At 39.4% G+C, this 20,162-nt stretch carries 23 protein-coding genes and 1 pseudogene; 14 read left to right on the top strand and 10 right to left on the bottom strand.

Going from position 1 to position 20,162, the window contains the following annotated elements; all coding sequences use genetic code 11:
• Positions 1–130: 130 nt before the first annotated feature.
• Both ACEW80_RS01175 and ACEW80_RS01180 read right to left on the bottom strand, forming a co-directional pair.
• Positions 131–445: a hypothetical protein gene (locus ACEW80_RS01175; protein WP_373524839.1), complete on the bottom strand. Its 315-nt coding sequence runs from the start codon at positions 443–445 to the stop codon at positions 131–133.
• 96 nt (positions 446–541) lie between these two features.
• Positions 542–1,030 (bottom strand): heavy metal-responsive transcriptional regulator, encoded by a 489-nt coding sequence (locus tag ACEW80_RS01180; protein ID WP_229484622.1) that lies wholly within the window; start codon positions 1,028–1,030, stop codon positions 542–544.
• Positions 1,031–1,308: 278 nt separating this feature from the next.
• Between ACEW80_RS01180 and ACEW80_RS01185 the strand changes: the two genes are divergently transcribed.
• From ACEW80_RS01185 to ACEW80_RS01200, 4 genes are all read left to right on the top strand, one after another.
• Complete coding sequence (locus ACEW80_RS01185) at positions 1,309–1,560, top strand: thioredoxin family protein (RefSeq protein WP_373524840.1); 252 nt, start codon at positions 1,309–1,311, stop codon at positions 1,558–1,560.
• 256 nt (positions 1,561–1,816) lie between these two features.
• Positions 1,817–2,200, top strand: a complete 384-nt coding sequence (locus ACEW80_RS01190; RefSeq protein ID WP_373524841.1) for a hypothetical protein — start codon at positions 1,817–1,819, stop codon at positions 2,198–2,200.
• Between the two features lie 159 nt (positions 2,201–2,359).
• Positions 2,360–2,770, top strand: coding sequence for a heavy metal-responsive transcriptional regulator (locus ACEW80_RS01195; RefSeq protein WP_373524842.1), 411 nt, complete (start codon positions 2,360–2,362; stop codon positions 2,768–2,770).
• A 111-nt stretch (positions 2,771–2,881) separates the two neighbouring features.
• Positions 2,882–3,502, top strand: coding sequence for a class I SAM-dependent methyltransferase (locus tag ACEW80_RS01200; protein ID WP_373524843.1), 621 nt, complete (start codon positions 2,882–2,884; stop codon positions 3,500–3,502).
• A gap of 163 nt (positions 3,503–3,665) precedes the next feature.
• On the opposite strand, the gene ACEW80_RS01205 is transcribed toward ACEW80_RS01200, so the two are convergent.
• From ACEW80_RS01205 to ACEW80_RS01215, 3 genes are all read right to left on the bottom strand, one after another.
• Positions 3,666–4,187, bottom strand: coding sequence for a cupredoxin domain-containing protein (locus ACEW80_RS01205; RefSeq protein ID WP_373524844.1), 522 nt, complete (start codon positions 4,185–4,187; stop codon positions 3,666–3,668).
• 22 nt (positions 4,188–4,209) lie between these two features.
• Complete coding sequence (locus tag ACEW80_RS01210) at positions 4,210–6,471, bottom strand: heavy metal translocating P-type ATPase (protein ID WP_373524845.1); 2,262 nt, start codon at positions 6,469–6,471, stop codon at positions 4,210–4,212.
• 160 nt (positions 6,472–6,631) lie between these two features.
• Positions 6,632–6,826 (bottom strand): heavy-metal-associated domain-containing protein, encoded by a 195-nt coding sequence (locus ACEW80_RS01215; protein WP_162398293.1) that lies wholly within the window; start codon positions 6,824–6,826, stop codon positions 6,632–6,634.
• 853 nt (positions 6,827–7,679) lie between these two features.
• On the opposite strand from ACEW80_RS01215, the gene ACEW80_RS01220 reads away from it, so the two are divergent.
• From ACEW80_RS01220 to rppB, 6 genes are all read left to right on the top strand, one after another.
• Entirely contained in the window at positions 7,680–8,618 is a 939-nt protein-coding gene (locus ACEW80_RS01220) for a hypothetical protein (RefSeq protein ID WP_373524846.1), read from the top strand.
• Positions 8,619–9,089: 471 nt separating this feature from the next.
• Positions 9,090–9,530 (top strand): hypothetical protein, encoded by a 441-nt coding sequence (locus tag ACEW80_RS01225; RefSeq protein ID WP_373524847.1) that lies wholly within the window; start codon positions 9,090–9,092, stop codon positions 9,528–9,530.
• A 284-nt stretch (positions 9,531–9,814) separates the two neighbouring features.
• Positions 9,815–10,300, top strand: a complete 486-nt coding sequence (locus ACEW80_RS01230) for a DUF2808 domain-containing protein (RefSeq protein ID WP_373524848.1) — start codon at positions 9,815–9,817, stop codon at positions 10,298–10,300.
• Positions 10,301–10,407: 107 nt separating this feature from the next.
• A complete protein-coding gene (locus ACEW80_RS01235) occupies positions 10,408–10,893 on the top strand; it encodes a DUF2808 domain-containing protein (protein ID WP_373524859.1) in 486 nt (161 codons plus the stop codon).
• A 435-nt stretch (positions 10,894–11,328) separates the two neighbouring features.
• A complete protein-coding gene (rppA, locus tag ACEW80_RS01240; RefSeq protein WP_373524860.1) occupies positions 11,329–12,033 on the top strand; it encodes a two-component system response regulator RppA in 705 nt (234 codons plus the stop codon).
• Positions 12,020–13,453: a two-component system sensor histidine kinase RppB gene (gene rppB, locus ACEW80_RS01245; RefSeq protein ID WP_373524849.1), complete on the top strand. Its 1,434-nt coding sequence runs from the start codon at positions 12,020–12,022 to the stop codon at positions 13,451–13,453. The genes rppA and rppB overlap by 14 nt, the downstream gene beginning before the upstream one ends.
• Positions 13,454–13,743: 290 nt before the next feature.
• Here the strand turns inward: rppB and ACEW80_RS01250 are convergent, their stop codons facing one another.
• Positions 13,744–13,884: a hypothetical protein gene (locus ACEW80_RS01250; RefSeq protein ID WP_373524850.1), complete on the bottom strand. Its 141-nt coding sequence runs from the start codon at positions 13,882–13,884 to the stop codon at positions 13,744–13,746.
• Between the two features lie 789 nt (positions 13,885–14,673).
• Here ACEW80_RS01250 and ACEW80_RS01255 point away from each other — a divergent pair.
• The 3 genes from ACEW80_RS01255 to ACEW80_RS01265 are packed head-to-tail and all read left to right on the top strand — an operon-like array spanning position 14,674 to position 16,329.
• Entirely contained in the window at positions 14,674–15,054 is a 381-nt protein-coding gene (locus ACEW80_RS01255) for a TSUP family transporter (RefSeq protein ID WP_373524851.1), read from the top strand.
• Between the two features lie 47 nt (positions 15,055–15,101).
• On the top strand, positions 15,102–15,938 hold the full coding sequence (locus tag ACEW80_RS01260; protein ID WP_373524852.1) for a sulfite exporter TauE/SafE family protein: 837 nt from the start codon (positions 15,102–15,104) through the stop codon (positions 15,936–15,938).
• 1 nt (position 15,939) lies between these two features.
• Complete coding sequence (locus ACEW80_RS01265) at positions 15,940–16,329, top strand: DUF1634 domain-containing protein (protein ID WP_373524853.1); 390 nt, start codon at positions 15,940–15,942, stop codon at positions 16,327–16,329.
• Between the two features lie 172 nt (positions 16,330–16,501).
• Here the strand turns inward: ACEW80_RS01265 and ACEW80_RS01270 are convergent.
• From ACEW80_RS01270 to ACEW80_RS01285, 4 genes and pseudogenes are all read right to left on the bottom strand, one after another.
• Positions 16,502–17,101: pseudogene (locus ACEW80_RS01270) on the bottom strand (sulfite exporter TauE/SafE family protein); the annotation flags it as partial.
• A gap of 25 nt (positions 17,102–17,126) precedes the next feature.
• Positions 17,127–17,825 carry an MBL fold metallo-hydrolase gene (locus ACEW80_RS01275; RefSeq protein ID WP_373524854.1) on the bottom strand — a complete coding sequence of 233 codons (699 nt, stop codon included), beginning with the start codon at positions 17,823–17,825 and terminating at the stop codon, positions 17,127–17,129.
• 119 nt (positions 17,826–17,944) lie between these two features.
• Positions 17,945–19,348: a rhodanese-like domain-containing protein gene (locus ACEW80_RS01280; RefSeq protein WP_373524855.1), complete on the bottom strand. Its 1,404-nt coding sequence runs from the start codon at positions 19,346–19,348 to the stop codon at positions 17,945–17,947.
• A gap of 22 nt (positions 19,349–19,370) precedes the next feature.
• On the bottom strand, positions 19,371–19,820 hold the full coding sequence (locus ACEW80_RS01285; RefSeq protein ID WP_373524856.1) for a beta-lactamase hydrolase domain-containing protein: 450 nt from the start codon (positions 19,818–19,820) through the stop codon (positions 19,371–19,373).
• Between the two features lie 97 nt (positions 19,821–19,917).
• On the opposite strand from ACEW80_RS01285, the gene ACEW80_RS01290 reads away from it, so the two are divergent.
• A partial coding sequence (locus ACEW80_RS01290; RefSeq protein ID WP_373524857.1) for an ArsR/SmtB family transcription factor occupies positions 19,918–20,162 on the top strand: 245 nt, incomplete at its 3' end.

Consider the following 20,162-nt stretch of genomic DNA (forward strand, 5'->3'; position numbering starts at 1 on the left):
CTTAGCTAAACCATAAGATGGCTTCCTTAGCAATTAATTCATTAGTCTTTTTCGGCGAGACTTTTCTAAGGACTCCTAGTTTTTTCTAACATTTTTAAAATGTGTTTCTCGCCGAGGGATTTATCAAGCTCTATTGTGATGGACTGTGTTGGTTGTTCATCATTCCCGGCATATTGTTCATCATTCCCGGCTTATTATTCATCATTCCTTGGCAACACTTACATCCTGTTTGTTTTGGCTGCTGTGGCGTTTGATTCGTTGGCGCTGTTCTTTGACTGGTCAGCACTTGAATTAGTTTTGCTTCGTTTATAGCCCTGGCGGATTGATTCGGGGTTACAGTTTCCTTGGGGGTGTTGGCAAAGGAAGCAGTAGTGGTTAACGTCAGCAATGCAAAACTAGCTACAGCTCCGCTCAATACTGTCTTAACGCCTGTACTAATGTTCATTTTTTACTCTCCATTATTTTGTTAAGTTAGTAGTTTCTGAGAAACTAAGGCCATTCTAAAGTCTCTATTCGGGTATAGAGTCAAGTAATAAATTTACTAGTCTCGGAAATTGTGAACAGGTATATCAGAGCAAGCAACTTCCTCAATCAAGCTACAAAGCTCTTTATTACAGGGATTATCCAAAGGTCGGTTTTCCCAACGTTGTTGATATGCCTCTAGCTCATCCTTCAGTTCCTTCATGCGATAAATCTGCTCCTCAAGATGAGCAATTTTCTGTTTGAGTAAGTCCCGAACTAGTGGACAAGCAGGGTCGCCTTGGGAACGGATACCTAGCACTTGTTGAATTTCAGACAGGGAAAACTGTAAGGATTGGGCTTTTTTGATGAATTGCAGCCTGTTGATTGCCTCACAGTCGTAATAACGGTAGCCACTTTCACTTCTTTCAACTGGTTTTATCAAGCCCAAGCCTTCGTAATACCGGATTGTTCCCACTGCCACATCAGTTTGCTTTGCTAGCTCACCAATTTTCAGCAGCTTTTTTGGGGATGATACCTCACAGCAAACTTGTTCCACGACAGCAATCATAGTTATTTACTACTATGTGTTGTTATAACTTTAAAGTCTATAGTCGGCTAGAGAGTCAAGTGATAATTGGAAAATTTTGTGTAAAGTTTAATTACAATACTTGTGGGCAAAAATATTAGCTTAAAACTTAATGAGCTAGATTTGCAAATTTGAGGAGATAATATGTCCAAATAATTTGGATTGAGGTTATTTGGAAAATAATATTTACCTAGGGGGTTGACTCTATAGCCGACGAGAGGATTCAGAATGAATGAGTCAAAAGAATTTTGGTGGACACCATGACAAAACGTCAAATTGAGATTTTTACGGCTGACTGTCCTCTTTGTGATGAGACAGTGCAAATGGTGCAAGAACTGACTTGTCCTAATTGTGAAGTATCGGTCTATAACCTGCGACAAGAACAGGAGAAAGCCCAGCAGTATGGAATAAATGCAGTACCCGCGATCGCAATCAATGGAAAACTGGTTATATCTGGCAAACCCACTCGAGAGCAACTCCAAGCTGCTGGTGTAGGTCAGCCCCTGAGTTGAAATAGTTGAAACAGAAGGTAAATAAGCTGAAAGACCTTCAATTTGCAAAAAACTAAGTCTATTGTAGGGTGGGCATCTCGCCCACCCTAATTATGCAACTCAAAGGCACATTAACTTGTGAACCATAAATCTGTTTTATGGATGGTTTTGTTGATCCTCATGGTGGAATTGATTGTCGTAACACTCAACTTTGTCACGAGTTAGAACACACAAATTGTTCAGATAATGATTGGTAGCATAATAAAATAGCGGTGAGATGAGAAAGTTACTAGCTAATTGGGTAGTATGGATTCTAGCTGCACCAGAGACGAATTTGTTTTTGTTTTCTTTCCTGCTTCATTTTGTTTATGAAGTCTGGCAGTCACCTTATTTTGACTTTTATAAAATGCCTTCGTTAGCAGATAAAGTCAACTACATTACTCATTGCACAGTAGGAGATGGAATTATTACAGTCATCTGTTACTGGCTTATCAGCTGGTGGTGCAGACGCCACTGGATTCTCAGACCAACATGGAAGCTAACTATACTCTTTACTGGCTTAGGATGGCTTTACACATTCAGTTCAGAAATTTATCGAGTACATATCGCCAAACTTTACGGTGTTTCAGCCTTAGCTGTACCAGGTGTCGAGATTAGCTGATTACCCTTAGTACAATGGGTAATTTTACCGCCTTTGGTGCTATCTTTTGCTCGACGCCATATGCTGGGTTATCGAAATAGCTCATAATGTTGGTCTTTATAAAAATATATATAAAAAATTCAGGATAAACAACAATCAAATCAAATTTGGGAGTGTAGCATGTTAACCCACGATGAAAAACCGCTTTTAATTGGTCAGGTAACAGCTTTAAGCGGAGTTCCTATCAGGACAATTCGCTATTATGAAAGTCTAGGTCTACTCACTTCTTCTAGCAGAACAGAGGGTGGCTTCCGACAATTTTCGTTAGATGTGCTTACCCGTTTAGCATTTATTAAACGATCGCAAAATCTTGGTCTTAGTCTTGAAGAAATCGGAGATATTCTTAATATATATGATAAAGGAAAACTACCTTGTGGTGAAGTTAAACAAAAGCTAGAAGATAAGGTAAATGAAATTGATCGCCAGATTGAAGAGCTATTAACTTTAAGAGATGAACTAACAGGTTTACTCTCAGGTTGGGATAATTTTACAGGTAAACGAAAGGATACGATATGTCCTATCATTCAGTAAGTAATCAAAAATATTAGAGCAATGCTGATACCTTAACGATCGCACACGCTACTATGAAGTCGTTGTACTTAAGTATGTATTTTTGCTTATGAAAGAATCTAGAGTTTCCGTATGACCGAAACCAAAGTTCGCAAACAGTATGATCGGTTGGCAGCAATATACGACCAACGCTGGAGCAATTACGTTGCTAATACTTTGTCATTTCTCAAAAACTGGGCACAAATATCTCCATCAGATGTTGTACTGGATATCGCTTGTGGGACAGGGGAGTTTGAGCGGCTAATTTTAATTGAACAGCCGATGCAACAGATGGTTGGGGTAGACATTTCAGATAAGATGCTACTCATGGCTAAACAAAAATGTTGTGACTACCCCAATGTCTCGTTTTACAACGCACCAGCCTCAGCATTACCTTTTACAAGTAACAGTTTCGATGTGATCATATCTGCTAGTTCGTTTCACTATTTTGATGATCCTGACGCTGCATTAACAGAAATGAAAAGGATTCTGAAGCCTGATGGTAAATTAGTGATTTTAGATTGGTGCAGAGATTATTTATTGTGTCAAATATGCGACATCATTCTGAAAGTTTTTGATCCAGCATACAAGCAGTGTTATTCCCAAGCTGAATTTCATTACCTACTTACATCCGCAGGTTTTAACATTTGTCGTGCTAATAAAGTTCGTTTTGGGTCGATATGGGGATTGATGGTAGCAACGGCTAGTTGCTGAATCAAAAGCTTTTCTAGTTTGAGAACGATCGCTTATAAGCTGGTGCCTTTTTAATTTGCACAAATAGCATTGCCCTTGTTTTAATCTTTAGTCCCCACATAATAAATTCACCTTCGTTTTGTATCTTTCGAGACATAATTATTAAAAGGTTATTGTTACCTATCTATTGAACTTCTACCACACCACGAAACATATTCATCCCACAGGTAAATTGATATTGTCCTGGTTTAGGAGGTGTAAATTCAATGGAAGTGATATGATTGAGAGCTAAATCTTGAGCAATATGAAAATCAGGTAGTAAAACTTTCTCCAAACAGCTACTGGGGTCGCGGCGAAAGAAATTTAGACGTACAAGTTGACCAGATTTTACAATCACACGATCAGGTTCATAGCCTCCGTCTACATTAATCGTTAGCTCCTGTATCCCTTGACGCAGATTAGCTTTTATAGCTTTGTTTTTACTGAATATAAACCACCACAGTTCCAATCCAATTAACCCTAAACCTCCCAAAGTAACGCCGACTTTTAATGCTAGGGGTTGCTCAATACGGCGAAATTGACTGGTCTGCTCTGATGAATGTGCGGGCATTTCGGTTGGCATTTGTGCTGTTGCTACACTTGATGCTGTACCAAACAGAAGTCCTAACCCGGCAATGCTCCCAAAAATCTTACTTTTGTTGAACATGTGTTAAATTCCTCCACAATTATTAGATAGTTTTGGGATGAAAGTTACGCAAGCGTAAGGCATTCGTAACAACAGAAACGGAACTAAAAGCCATCGCCCCACCCGCGATAATCGGGTTGAGTAGCCAACCAAAGATCGGAAACAAAATTCCAGCAGCAATGGGAATCCCAGCAACGTTGTAAATAAAGGCAAAGAAGAGATTTTGGCGGATATTCTGCATAGTGGCACGGCTCAATTGAATTGCGGTAACAATACCTTGCAAGTCTCCAGAGATCAGGGTAATATCGCTGGCTGCGATCGCTACATCTGTCCCTGTACCAATTGCAATCCCCACGTTGGCTTGAGCCAGTGCTGGCGCATCATTGATGCCATCACCCACCATTGCGACAATTTTCCCCTCTGCTTGCAATGCCTGTATTTGAGAGGCTTTTTGGTCGGGTCGAACTTCTGCAAATACTCGTGTGATACCAACTTCACTGGCGATCGCTTCTGCTGTTTTGCGATTATCCCCTGTTAGCATAACTACTTCTAAACCTAACTTTTGTAGCGTTCTCACAACTGCTACTGAAGAAGGTTTAAGTGCATCAGCAATTCCCATCAAGCCTTGAATTTTCCCATCTACAGCAATTAAAATCGCTGTTTTACCAGCAGCTTCCAGAGAGGCTTTACCCTTTCGGAGGGTGCGGGTATCGATATTTAATTCTTCCATCCAACGTTGAGTACCAATTTGTACTAAGTGGTCTGAAACAATGCCTTGGACACCACTCCCAGCGATCGCTTCAAATTTGTTAGCCTCTGTCAATTCCACTTGCTGAGATTGGGCATACCTAACCACCGCTTCAGCTAATGGATGTTCTGAATTTCGTTCTACAGACGCTGCCAATTGCAAAAGTTTTAACTCGTTACTATTAGCTGTGCCGTTGATAGTAAAAAAGTCAGTAACAGTGGGTTTTCCCTGTGTTAAAGTTCCAGTTTTATCCAGCACAATAGTCTGGATTCTATGAGCAAGTTCTAAACTTTCTGCACCTTTAATTAAAATACCATTTTCTGCTCCTTTGCCCGTTCCTACCATTACTGAAGTTGGAGTAGCTAAACCCAAGGCACAGGGACAAGCGATAATCAGCACACCTACTGTGGTGATTAGGGCTAATGTCAAGTTGCCCATGACATTAAACCAAATTACGAAGGAAGCGATCGCAATGGCTATGACTGCTGGCACAAACCATCCCGTTACTTGATCTGCCAAGCGCTGAATTGGTGCTTTGGAGCCTTGAGCCTGTTGCACCATTTTGACGATTTGAGATAAAAAAGTGTCTTTTCCAACGCGGGTTGCTCGGAATTTAAAGCTACCTGTTTTATTAATTGTGGCTCCAATTACTTCATCTCCCGGTTGCTTTTTGACTGGCAAACTTTCACCAGTCACCATTGCTTCATCAACGTTGGAAGCACCTTCTACCACTTCTCCGTCAACAGGAATTTTTTCGCCGGGACGCACCAAAATTACATCACCAATCTGGACTTCCTGGATAGGAACATCAATTTCTTGCCCATTTCTGATTACTCTGGCATCTCTAGCTTGCAAACCGATAAGTTTGCGGATGGCTTCAGAAGTTTGTCCCTTCGCACGATTCTCAAATAGCCTTCCTAGCAAAATTAAGGTGGTAATGACTGCTGCTGCTTCATAGTACACATCAGGCATCAGTCCAGCAGACGTAAAAAATCCTGGGAAAACAGTAGCAAACAGTGAATAAAAGTACGCTGCACCAGTACCGATAGCAACCAAGGTATCCATAGTTGCTGTATGACGTTTAAAGGCTTTCCAGGCATTTTTGAAAAAGTCTGCACCGCACCAGAATAAGACAGGGGTTGCCAGTACCAACTGTACCCAAGGATTGTCTAGCCGCAATGTCCGAATCCAAGGCAGATTTAACCCCGTCATGGCAGAAATTGACCCTAGTACAATTAAAGTACTGAGGATTGCTCCTACAACTAGCTTGCGGGTAAGTGTGCGTAATTCTGCTTCACGGGCGGTTTTTTCCGCATCATCTTCTCCAGTAATCATTTCTTGTTCCTGGAGTGAGTAAGATGAGTATCCGGCAGCATCTATAGCGGCTTGGATTGTTTCCAGATTGGTGCGCTTGGGATCGTATTGGATAGTAGCCCGCTCCACGCCAAAGTTAACGTTACAGTTGCTCACCCCTGGAACAGAGCGGATTGCTTCTTCGATGTTGTTAGCACAGGAGGCACAACTCATGCCTCGAAGTTTAAGACTCAGAGTATCCATAGTTAAATATGCTTTTTTAGCCGCTGCTTTTACTGAGTTCTAAAAACGGTGTTTTGGTGTGATTAATAAGCCGAGTGCCGTTATACTTAGCTTTGCCTATGTGCTTTTCAGGCAACTTTACTAGGCGTTGCCTTGCTCTGCTTTTCTTTGTTGATGGCTTTTAAGTGACAGAATAACCAGCAGTAGTAATTGCTTCCTTAATAACTGTTTCGTCAGCATTTGTGTCCACTAAGACGATTTTTGTTTTTGGATCTGCTTGAACCGTAGCAGTAGGATCAACTGTCTTGACTGCTTTAGTAATGGTGTCTCCACAAGCGGAGCAAGCCATATTAGGAACTTTTATTTGGAGTGTCATAACGTTAAAAACCTTGAACTTGGATAGTAAAAAGATGGAGTTAAGAAAATCAGGAGTTGAAGACTCAAATGGTTTACTGCTTTAGCTAGCAGGATAACCAGAGTTAGCGACGCCGAATAGCCAGTCGTAAACATCGCTTCTTTGATTGCTGTTTCAGATGCATAACTTGAAGTACACGAACTGCTACAGCTTTAGATTGTCTTAAATGTCTTACTTCATGAATTCATCTTAGACTCTCTAGCTGGGTGGAGAGTCAAGAGATTTTACCAAATTCTTTTTAATGGTTTCAAAAATGCAGTAACGACCTTGTGATATTGTTCAACTTAGTTAGCGATCGCGCTCATGCAGGGATTTTAAACAACCTTGAATGCAAGCTTCAAGGATAGATTCATAGTTTAGTCATAATTTTATCCCTAAGCTAAATAGATAAATCAGTTATGAAGCTGTAGTTATGCCTCTAATAATCCACGCTAGGCAATTGTCGGTGTAAGCGCATCTACCTCATGACATGATGCTAATTTATTCCTAATGAAATGCCTAGATTTCATGCTGATTTCATTTAAGTATGCTAATAACTTTAGCTAATAAGTTATGAAAATTTCATGTTAATTTCATTTGTCTATGAAAAAGTTAATATATGGCTTGGAACTATCTATACTGTTTTGGTCTTATTGTCAAAACAAAATTAGACCAAGTTCAAGCACCAGGAGAATTAGCGGGATGTTCACGCATAGGTTAAGTATTATCTGTAAACTAGCCAAACTTCTTTGTATACTATTTGTGGCAGTTTTGTACTTCTGAAATATTCTAGTTGTGGTGTTCTTTCAAACTTATAATTACTAATTGGAGAAAAATGAAGGATTTTTTTACTGCACTTGCTATTACTTCAACTCTTGTTCTCACTCAAGCTTGCGCCTCACAAGTAAATAAGAGTGAGACACCAAACTCTAATGCTACCACTGTGAGTAATGCGAATCCTCATACAGGTCACAATATGGGTAATTCCCAGACACCAAAAGCTGAGAAAAATCCTCACAGTAGTCACAATATAGAAAATCCCCGTGACGAGCATTCTGGTCATTCCAAGTTAGAATTTGCGAACGCTACTGCAAAACTGAAAGTTGCTGACAAAATCACTCCTAACACTCCTGTACCTATAATGATTGAAGTGCAAGACAACAATGGTAAAGCAATTTCTAGTTTTGATCAATTTCAAGAAAAATTAATGCATCTAATTGTTGTCAGTGATGACCTTCAATCTTTTAATCATATTCATCCCATATATAAAGGAAATGGACGCTTTGAAGTCCAAACTAATTTTCCCTATCCAGGCATCTACAGCCTTTTCAGCGATTATAAAGTAGCAGGAAAAGCAGAACAAGTTTCGGTGCTAAAAGCAGAAATTCCAGGTAACAGTCGAACTGCACCCAAGATTGATTTAACTACTACAAAGATTTTTGGCAATACTAAGGCTAATCTCAAGTTATCTCAACCCACAATCAAAACTGGACAAGAAGTTCACTTAATTTTCAACTTACAAGATGCTGCTAGCAACCAACCGTTGAAAGATTTGAAACCTTATTTAGGAGAAAGAGGACATTTAGTCATCCTCAAACAGTCATCGCCGTTAACACAAGCAGACTATATTCATGCTCATGCGATGAAAAATACTCCAGATGCTGAGGTTCATTTCATAACTAGTTTCCCGAAACCAGGAAAATATAAAATGTGGGGACAATTTAATCGAAATGAGAGAATTATTACTGCTGATTTTTGGGTAGACGTACAATAGTTATCTCAAATTTTATCCTAATACTCATATACTAAAATTTAGTCGTCTAAATTTATGGTTTAATACTCATTTTAGGCTTTTTAGTTGTGCTGCTCTGGTATGGCTTAAAGCCTAGATTTATAATATTAATTAAGTGAACCTATATAATCATATTTTTTAGAATGAATCTAACTCAATGAGCAAATAAACTGTAAAATTTCATCTTAATTTCATTTTAGTTATTTATAATAAATATTAAGAACATGTTCCTCATGTTTCATAACTCTGATGGGCTTATAGTACAACTATAAGCCCATTTTTTTATCGCATATGAAAGTAAAGCAATTTATTTCATCTTAATTTCATAGTGACCTGTCAAACTGGTTTTGTAAAGGTTCATTCACTAAGGATAAATCTGCAATCTAGTTGAGATAGTTTGTTAATTTAACAGTCAAGATGAAGAGAACATTGATTTATGCTGCTATATGTAGTGTGACTACCGTAGCTCTAATTTCTGCTGACTATGCAAATGCGAAAACAGATAATAAGGTTGCTAGTATTGAAAATAATATGCAATCGACTCCTGTGAGCTGGAAACTCGTTAAATTGGCCTTCCAGTTACACATTCCTAAAAAGGGCAAGGCTCTTTCCCAGCTAATTATTGATGCTCCATCCACAGGATCTGTAAGTAATGATATTGATGTCTTGGATGATAAAGGTCAAAAAATCAAAATTAATGTTTCTTTAAATAGTAGAAGAATTATTATAGATTTTCATGAACCAGTTACTTCTAGCACTACTAACTTGCTAATAAATCTTAACAAAGTATACCAATCAACTCTTGATTCTACTTCTATTTTCCATCTTTCCGTCAAAGTCGTTGGTAGTGATACAGAGATTCCTGTAGGTGTAGCTCAATTTCCCACATTTTAATTTATAGATTCTAACGAGAATTGCTTAAATTTCATCTTGATTTCATTATGACTTGTCATGCTAGTAGATAGAGGTAGCATACCTCTTTAGCAAAAACATCACCGACAATTTGAACCTGAGAAGGGCAAGCTAACTACCTACTTCTCTGAGTAATGGCTTTGCTTTATAAAAGGGCAAGTTGAATATGGCTTTGCCAAGTTTTGATCTATTTATTAAGAGCAGATTCACTCACAATGCATGAATCTGCACTTTAACTAACGTGCTTAATTATTTTGGAGATAAATATGAAGAGGTCATTGATTTACGCCATTGTATTAACTCTGAGTAGCACAGCTATTATTGCTCCTAGCTATGCAAGTGCTAGAACAGATGATGGTAGGGTTCCCCATATTGATGGAAATTCACAATTCCCTCCCACACGCTGGGGAACTTTTAGACATACTTTCCGGTTACACGTTCCCCAAAATAGCAAAGCTGTTACCCAACTACTTATCAAAGTTCCAAACAATGTAACTATAAGTAATAACATTCAGGATATCGATGTCGTGGATCAAAAGGGACAGAAAATTAACACTAATGTATCTGTCAACGGTAAAACAATACTACTAGCTTTCGCCGAACCAGTTGCTCCTAACACTAAGTTGGAGATTGACCTTAATAAAATAAAAAGGCGAAATCTTGGTAATGGTTCTGTCTACAGCTTCTCAGCTAGAGAGGTTGGCATTGATGCAGAAATTCCTATAGGTGTTGCTTGGTTTCGTACTTACTAATGCAACCTTTTTTCACTAGAAAACTATGGGATTTCATTGAGATTTCATCTGTGAATGTCAAACTGATAATAGAAAGTAAATTGAACTGCTTTTTCAGGAGAATTAAAATGAAAAAATTGATTTATGCTGTTGTATTCACACTGGCATTTACATCTTCAGTTGATGCTGTTTTTGCAAGCGGTAAACCAGGTGATTTTAGCGCTTCCCATTTAATGAAAAGTGCTGCTACTCCTAATACTACTTATGCTACAGATGCTACTCATAAATTTGAAGTCCATGTACAGGGTAAACCTCTGGCAGGACTTACAATTAATTTACCTGAAGGAGTGAAAATTGATAGAGGAATTGAGGTCAAAAATCAATCAGGACAAAAAATTCCCACGACAGTTTCTATTAATGGACAAAAAGCTACTGTAGCTTTTTCACAACCTATAGACCCTGAAACAAAACTCTCAATTTTAATGAGAGGAGTCAATACTCCAATGTCTGAATCAGGCTCTGGCGAAACTTGGCAGTATCAAGTCTATGCTAATATAGTCGGATTCACGCAAGAAATCTCACTTGGTCTAGCTCAGATTCAGACCTACCGCTAGGCAGAGCAATTCTTCAAATTTATAAAACTGGTGCTTAGGGATGTCATATTGCTATAAGTAGGGATGCAAATTGTGGGGTGCATCCCATTTTTTATTCTCCCAGCAACAATCAATAAGTAAGAACAGAGGATTGTTACAGAAATATGAGGTATGGGAGTAATTAGACCCTATAAAGGGAGAATAAAGCGATTAATACCAGGTGCATCCTCAAACTAAGTTCACACCCTATTTTTGCAAGTTGTCTACTGAGTCTTTTCTATTTGATTATGTATTGCTAAGACCCTAGCCTGCTGTTAGGTATTGTATAGCTTAATCCTAATTTTTAAGAATTTCATCCTAATTTCATAAACTTCTGTCAACCTATTTATAGGGGTATTCCTGTTGCAAACTATTCTTACATCACAAGTTTATGAACCTTTAACTACTCAATTTGATATGAGGGTGCTGCTAGTCGAAGATGAGCCGGATTTAGGGGCTGCTATCAAGCGCACCTTAAATCAACAAAAGTACTTAGTTGATTGGGTAATGGATGGTAATGAAGCATGGGCTTACTTAGAAAATAGTTCGGCACAATATACAGTAGCAATTTTTGATTGGATGCTTCCAGGAATTACTGGTTTAGAATTGTGCAAAAGACTGCGTTACAAAGTAAATCCTCTTCCTATCCTGATGCTAACTGCTAGAGATAGAATGGAAGATAAAGTTACCGGACTAGATGCGGGTGCTGACGACTACTTAGTGAAACCATTCGGTATGGTAGAACTACTGGCACGATTGCGGGCTTTGCAGCGTCGCTCTCCGCATTTCCAACCCCAACAATTGACTGTTGGTAATTTGACTCTAGATTATGGTGACAGTACAGTTGTAAGACAAAATACTACGGGTGAACAGCAAAGGATTCCTTTAACTAATAAAGAGTTCCAACTGTTAGAGTATTTTATGAAGCATCCCAAGCAAATTGTTACTACCGAACAAATTCGTAACCAGATTTGGGAAGTTAATGCGGAATCTAGTAGCAATGTAGTGGCGGCGCAAATACGTTTGTTACGTCGCAAACTCACTAATAGCGACTGTCATAACTTGATTGAAACTTTGCACGGTATGGGATATCGTCTTAATCTCAACAATGAATCAGAATAAGCTGTTTCGACTCACCCGTATTCGGTTGGCTCTGTATTATGCCATCGTTATGGGTTTAATTTTAAGCCTATGTGTGTTCGGTTTTTATCGAGCAGTGTTTCATGCTCATGTGGTGGCTTTAGACAGTGAAATCGAGTCTGTAGCGGGGACACTGCACGACAGTATCGAAATAACACTACAGTCACCTGGACGTTTGGAACCATTGGCACATCAGTTATTCCCAAATATAGATAACTGTGGAACTGGAGCTAGTAATTGTATTCAACAACAGCCGGATTCTAAACGTCATCTTCTTGGCATCGTTACTAAGACTAGCTACTATATACGTTTTTTTGATATTTCTGGAAAATTGATTGCTAATGCTGGTTACTATCCAAAGGGATTACCTGACGTTTTTAATCAAAAAAATTGGCAATTTCTCAAAGACAGCAAAGGCAAAGATTACCATCAAATTACTCTAGCACTGCATACCCAAAATTATCAAGACTGGGGATATATGCAAGTAGGGCGTAGTTTAGAAGAGTTTAATCATTACTTGGATAGTGTGAAATTAGTTTCGGTATTAGGGCTGTTAATTGCAATGGTTATGATTACTGGTGCTAGTTGGTGGCTATCAGGATTAGCTATGCAGCCAATTTATCAATCTTATCGACAGATTCAACAGTTTACAGCAGATGCAGCACATGAATTACGAACGCCTTTAGCTGCAACAGGTGCAACGGTGGAGTCAGCACTTTTAATGTCCCAAATAGACGAAGAAGAAGCACGGGATATTTTACAAACTATACAGCGTCAGAATCAACGGCTAACGGCTTTAGTTGTTGATCTATTAATGTTGGCACGTATAGATAGACAAACCCAAAAGTTACAACATGAAATTTGTTGCCTAAATGATATTGTTAGCGATTTAGTTGAGGAATTTGAAGCGATGGCAAATGCCGCAGAGGTAAAGCTGACATCTTCAATACAAGTGCATCAACCTCTGAATATTATAGGTAATGCTGACCAGCTTTATCGCTTGTTTTCTAATTTAATTGTCAATGCAATTCAATACACACCCAGAGGAGGGGAGGTAACAGTTTTATTAGATTGTAATGACTATGATGCCGTAATTAAAGTTCAAGATACAGGCATTGGTATCCCAAAACACGAACTGACTCGAATTTTTGATCGCTTTTATCGGGTGAGTAGCGATCGCTCCCGTAGTACTGGCGGTTCTGGATTAGGATTAGCCATTGTTCAGGCTATTGTTCAAGCACATCAAGGTAGATTAAATGTACAAAGCGAATTGGGCGAAGGTAGTACTTTTACAGTTCAATTACCTTTGGATGTTGCTCCACTAAAGAGCGTAGGCGCAGCCCGCCGTAGGCATCGCTCTTTAGTGAAATTGATGTATCGCAATTTACGTAGTTCTAAATAAAATTTTTTACCTAATTTATAGGTTTTCTATCTTCCGTTGCTAGTTGCACTTTTAAAGTGTATTTTTTTGCTGTGTCATGTGATTTTGCTTAAAGAGTGTAAATATATGTCAAAGTATCGTTATTTAGTAGTTGTGGGTATTGGTTGTGCGATCGCCCTAAGTAATCTTAGTGCCAGTTTAGCTCAAACTGTACGCTCTCTGACTTAGCCAGCATCTCCTACTTCACTCGGTAACCTCAACCCTAATCCAAATTCTCTACAGTTTCCTACCAAACCAGAAGAAGTCAAAATTCAGTAAACTCCGCCGATTACTTTGGAACTGGCACGGCAGAATAATTGGGAGCTACAAGTATCAATACTGACTTCAGAACGAAGTTGTGCTTCACGTAGAGATGCACAAGCTGCTTTGTATCCCAATGTGAGTTTAAACACTGACATTTCTCGTCAACAGCCACAGTCATTAAACTGCTGTTGCCAATCTTTGCTAAAGAGATTGAGAAAGACGAGGTTGAAAATTTTGCTGATGCTGCGCTGAAACATCGGTAATAAGGTTAGGATGAACTCCGCATCTCTGCTCATATTTATGTTCTAAAAACATTTTTTTCGTCTTACGTATAGTACATAAGTTTTATGTATCATCTTTCTCTACTCGGATCTCTCAAGTTTTTGAGCAGGTAATGGCAACTGGTTGAAATAGTGTTGTCAGAGGATAAAGATAGAAATATCCCCATAAGTCTTTAGGTTCACTTACCAAGATAATCAAGTATCCCTAAAACCTATTAGCGAAGATTCAATTAATTTTATTTATCATTTTGACAAAAAAGAATGATTGCTTGTATCAATATGCTTCGGTAAGCTGAAATTAAGTATTTTGGACAAATTCAATATAAAACAGAATTTTCATATTTAACTTTGCAACTAAAGACTTATAGAATAAAAACAAAGGATTGGGTGTAATTAAATCAGAGTTTACTTTAGGATTTGAATCTTGTTAGGCAAGGTGTTTACATATTAAATAGTGATCTACATGAGAATTGATAGGATATATGCGAACAATCATTTATTTCTAATTTTCAAGTTAGTGAATAAACTTAAATTATATTTTTCAAAAAACTTGACATACTTTATTCATAATAATGACAAGCTTCTATTAAATAATTTTTTTATTATTGTAGACAGAAGATGTTCTAATTTACGGCAACAAATTAAGGATTTTGAGCTATGGATAACATTTTGATCTGTCTAATTTTGGGTTTGATAGCGGGAATAGTAAGCGGAATGACCGGAATTGGAGGCGGAATAATTATTCTACCTGCTTTGATTTTTCTGTTTGGTTTTTCTCAACACCAAGCTCAGGGTACAACATTAGCTTTGCTTGTTCCTCCTATTGATATCTTGGCTGCATGGACTTACTACAAGCAAGGATATGTAGACCTGAAGATAGCAGCATTGCTCTGCTTAGGTTTTGTATTAGGTGGATGGCTTGGTGCAAAAATAGGAACGGGATTATCTAATGTGATATTGACGAGAATATTTGGAGTTTTACTGCTTGTTAGTGCTATTCGAGTAATGTTTACAAACGTAAGCGATTCAGCTTTGTAACTTAGTGCCTCAAAATTAGCAATTCAAGTAATATAAAACTCACGAACGTGAACATTTTAGAATTCTCCCTATTAGTTTGGCTTGGTTCTTTAACCGCAGGTTTTCTGGGTTCACTGACTGGTTTAGGAGGTGGAGTAGTAATAGTACCCTTGTTAACCGTGGCGTTTGGGGTTGACATTCGATACGCCATTGGCGCTTCATTGGTATCTGTGATTGCCACTTCTAGCGGGGCTGCATCCGCCTACGTTAAGGAAGGTTACACTAATCTGCGGTTGGGGATGTTCTTGGAAGTGGCGACAACAGGAGGAGCTATAGTTGGGGCAATTGTGGCGGGGATGGTTTCTACCAGAGCGATCGCTATTGTCTTTGGCATTGTTCTACTGTATAGTGCATATTTATCGCGTCAACACCGTGTTGAAAACCTAGAGAACGAACCGCCAGATCCTCTAGCAACTTCTCTCAAACTGAACGGTAGTTACCCAACTCCTGATGGACAAAAATTTTACAATGTCCGTGCAGTACCAGTTGGATTTGGACTGATGTTTGTCGCTGGGGTACTTTCAGGGTTACTTGGCATTGGTTCAGGAGCTGTTAAAGTGCTGGCAATGGATCAAGCTATGGGTATTCCATTTAAGGTTTCTACCACCACTAGTAATTTTATGATTGGCGTAACGGCAGCAGCTAGTGCTGGAGTGTACTTGAAGCGAGGTTACATTGATCCGGGATTGGCAATGCCAGTAATGTTGGGGGTACTGCTTGGTGCTTTGTTAGGAGCAAGAGTACTGGTAAGAGCAAGGATTGGACTGTTGCGAAATATCTTCAGCCTCGTTATTTTGGGGCTGGCAATTGAGATGATCTACAAAGGTTTAACGGGAGGGATTTAGAATGTCTCAACCCAGGCGCAAATGGAGCGAACATCAAGTTGAGCAGTTTGTTGGCAACCTATTAAGATTTGGGGTTCTTTCTGCTACTACTGTAGTTTTAGTAGGTGGAATTTTGTACTTGATTCGCTATGGTAATAGTCCTGCAAATTACCAGTTTTTTCGGGGAGAACCCACAGATTTTAGCTCTTTAGAGGGAGTAGGAACAGCAGTTTTAGCAGGTCGTCGTCGTGGTATCATCCAATTTGGATTACTACTATTAATTGCCACACCGATCGCACGAGTGGCATTTTCCCTGTTTGCCTTTGTGCGGCAAAGAGATTTGACTTATATAATTGTGACTTTGATTGTACTAACTGGATTAATTTACAGCCTTTTGGGTGGCAATTCCTAGAAAAAGATAGTAGTTGAAATGCCTAATTTCTCAGCTAAATGACGACCATAGGAAACATCTGCTCGTCAGAAATCGTAAAGTTGATACATTTAAATAATTTAAACAAAATTCCTAATTTTTTTGTAACCGAACTAGGATCTCAAATTCTGATGATGTTGCTCTTGCTTTATCAAACAGAATTCATGGCAATAATTAACAAAGAAGTGCCGATTGCTTGCTTCATCGGTGTATTTCCCAACAAAACTAAGGCAGGAACAATCGCAAATCCGCCACCAACTCCAACTAATCCAGTTAGTAAACCTACACCTAAACCTTCACTCAGCATCCAAAGCCAACAGTATTTACATATTGGTTTGGGATACAAGCTTAAATCCAACTCAGTCGCAGCAACTTTTTGAACTGGTTTAGAACTTTTCTGAATCATAAATCCTGCTGCCAATAGCATGATGAAGGCAAACAGAATCATCTGGATTGTGCCAGTAATAAAAGGTAATGCCGCAAATTTAGCTCCGATATAAGCTCCTAACATTGTGGCAGAGCCAAACATGAAAGCGGTTTTTAAATTGACATTTCCTTGCTGCCAATGGGGAATGACACCAATGAGACTTACCCATCCCACAATAAATAAAGTCATGGCGATCGCAGGTTTCGGTGTTACCCCCATGACATAAACTAAAATCGGTACTGCTAAAACCGAACCGCCACCGCCAATTAAGCCTAAGCTGATGCCTATACAAATTGCGAGAAAATGACCGAATATCCAGGCAATCATAAATTATGGAATTGATTAGAGGACTTTAACTGGTAAACAGTAAATTACCGCAACGCTCATTGGCGGGAACTGCTTCCATCATTTTTTGTGGTTCAGGTAAATCTAAACTATCCATGAACTCAATGAAGTTTTGGCGATCGCGCCCGACAAATCTGAGATTCCAGCGTTTTTCTTCGCCAATGGTAGATACTGTCTGTCCACGATAGTCATGCCCAGGATATACTAAAGTTTCATCTGGTAAAGTAAATAGTTTTTGTGTCACTGAGTCAAACAAAGTTCCCGCATTACCACTTTGAAAGTCAGTTCGTCCACAGCCGCGAATAAACAAGGCATCTCCGGTTAAAACTCGATCTTGATTAACTAAATACGCCATGTGGCTATCTGTATGACCTGGTGTGGCGATCACCTTAATTGTCATGCTTGCCAGTTGTAGAATTTCTCCATCTTTAATATGCCGATCCGCACAACTGGCTTGAGCTTTATCGGGAACAATCCCCAAACAATCGGTCATTTCCCGCAATTTGGCTGTACCTGTAATATGATCTGCATGGATGTGGGTCTCTAAGCAGTAACGCAGAGATAACCCTAATTCTGTAAGTAGTTTTAAATCACGTTCGACTTGCTCCAGCACCGGATCTACCAAAATAGCTTCTTGAGTCTGTTGATCTGCAAGTAGATAAGTATAAGTGCTTGTTTCTTTGTCAAATAATTGTCTGAATAACATAGTGTTTTGTCCTGCGACAGTAGGAAAACTTCAATTAGCTGTGGATGTAGATGCCTTCAATTCTCAGTACCTTCTTAAAAACATCCACATTGGCTCCCAGCTTGTATAAACCTTTGTAACTATTTGACTTTCTCTGCTTGCTGCACTGGTAAAGAGGCAGCTTTCCATGCCGTCCAAGAGCCAGGAATATTAATCACGTTCTCAAAACCGTGCTTTTGTAACAAACTGGCAGCAATGGATGCTCGATAGCCTGTACCACAATAGGTAGCGATCGCCTGACTTTTATCCAACTCATCCAAATGCTTTTCTAGATGAGGCAAATAGATGTTTTTAGCACCAGGTACGTGTCCTTTCTCGTATTCACTGTCACTCCGCACATCTAGCGCAGTTACGTTAGGCTTATCTTTATGTTGATTCAATTCCTGCACTGTCCACTCACCAATGTGTTTAAGTGGCAAACTTGCATTCTGCCAACTTGTCATTCCATCATGCAGATAGCCACCGAAGTTGTCATAACCAATCCTGAACAACTGTTCAGTCACAACAGATAAGTCACGCTCACTCTCTACTACTAGCAGCAAGGTCTTTTCTGGGTCAATCATCCAGCCAACCCAGTTGGGAAATTCAGGACGCAGGGCAATGTTAATTGCTCCTGGAATGTGTCCACCTCCGAAAGCGAGAATTGAGCGAGTATCAATGATGATGGTGTTAGAGTCTGCCATCAGCTTTTGGAATTGCTCAGGTGATAGCGGCGGCAAGGTTGGTACACAACCCATAACTCTAGCACCAAGAGCATTTACTTTCTTCAGGCATGGGTAGTGTGTAGGTGGTTCTGGCATATCACTCAGTATCCACTTGACAAACTCTTCTTCAGTACGTTGCTTCAATGCTGGATTAAAAATCTTCTCGTTGCCGATGGTGCTTTGTCTGCGATCGCCTATTGATTTACCGCAAGATGAACCCGCACCATGACAAGGGTAAATTTCCATGCGATCGCCTAGCGATACTAACTTATCAAATAAAGAATGGTAGAGTTGTGCTGCTAGTTGCTTTTCGGTTCCAGAGCCGACTAGATCAGGACGACCTACATCTAAGTTGAACAGAGTATCGCCAGTAAATATACCAAACGGCTCTTTACCTTGCTTTGAATCTAAAATAAGTAATGAGAGGTGTTCAGATGTATGTCCGGGTGTGTGTAATCCGCGAAGGGTAACATTGCCAAGTTGTAACTCATCGCCTTCACTCACTTGGTGCAACTCAAACTGATAATCTTTACTCTTACCACCATAAATAGGTGCGCCAGTACGGGCTTTGAGTTCATGAGAACCGGAGACAAAATCGGCATGGATGTGTGTCTCAATAATATGAGTAATTCTCACACCAAGCTCTCGCGCCCTTTGTAGATAAATGTCCACATCCCGGCGAGGATCGATGACAGCTACTACACCTGCTTTATCGTCACCCACTAAATAAGACAGGTGTGCTAATCCTTCTACATTAATTTGCTCTAAAACCAATGCCATGATGCTTTCTCCTTGAAGAAACTCAACTAGTTTTTGAATGCTTGGAAACGTAATCCTCGAAAAACTGCTTCATTTGTGGATGAGCGCTACAATCAAAGCCAACTGCTTCTGCTTTTTTAAACGCTTGTTGTGCTGTTAATCCCTGCCTTGTCGCCACGTTCATAAATCCCATTGCACCCGCACGCATACCACTGGCACAATGGATTAAAGTCGGTTTGGGTAGTTCATCAATTTGCTTAAGTACCTCTGTCGTCAGTTCATCGTTAATCTCGTTTGGCTTGACCGGAATATTGACGTAGTGCAGCCCTAAAGCTTGTGCTTGTTGCTGTTCATTGCTGATAAAACCTTGTTCATCAGGCGATCGCAAGTTAAGTACAGACTTGTAACCTTCACTCACCGCCTGCTGTAACTGCTCCAGTGTTACCTGTCCTGCTACTGTTAATTCATCGTTAATCTTTTTGACGTTTTCCATTGCTGTCTTAGCTCTTAGCTCTTAACTCTATTTACCATATTACTATCTAGTAATATAATAGTAAGCATATATAGAAAGATGTAATATTTAAGTCTGTATGTTAGAATCCTCGCCTCAAACCCTTGCTCCCGTGGCTGAATATTTTAAAGTGTTGTCAGAAGTGAGTCGGCTGCAAGTTTTGTGTTGTCTCAAGTTAGGAGCGAAAAATGTGACGGAGATTATCCAAGAAACCGGATTGGGACAGGCCAATGTTTCCAAGCATCTGAAAGTATTGATGCAAGCAGGTATAGTCACTCGTCAGCCACAAGGAATCAGTGTTTTTTACCAAATTACTGACCCGAT

This window comes from Nostoc sp. (assembly GCF_041747015.1).
In the GTDB taxonomy this organism is placed as follows: domain Bacteria; phylum Cyanobacteriota; class Cyanobacteriia; order Cyanobacteriales; family Nostocaceae; genus Nostoc.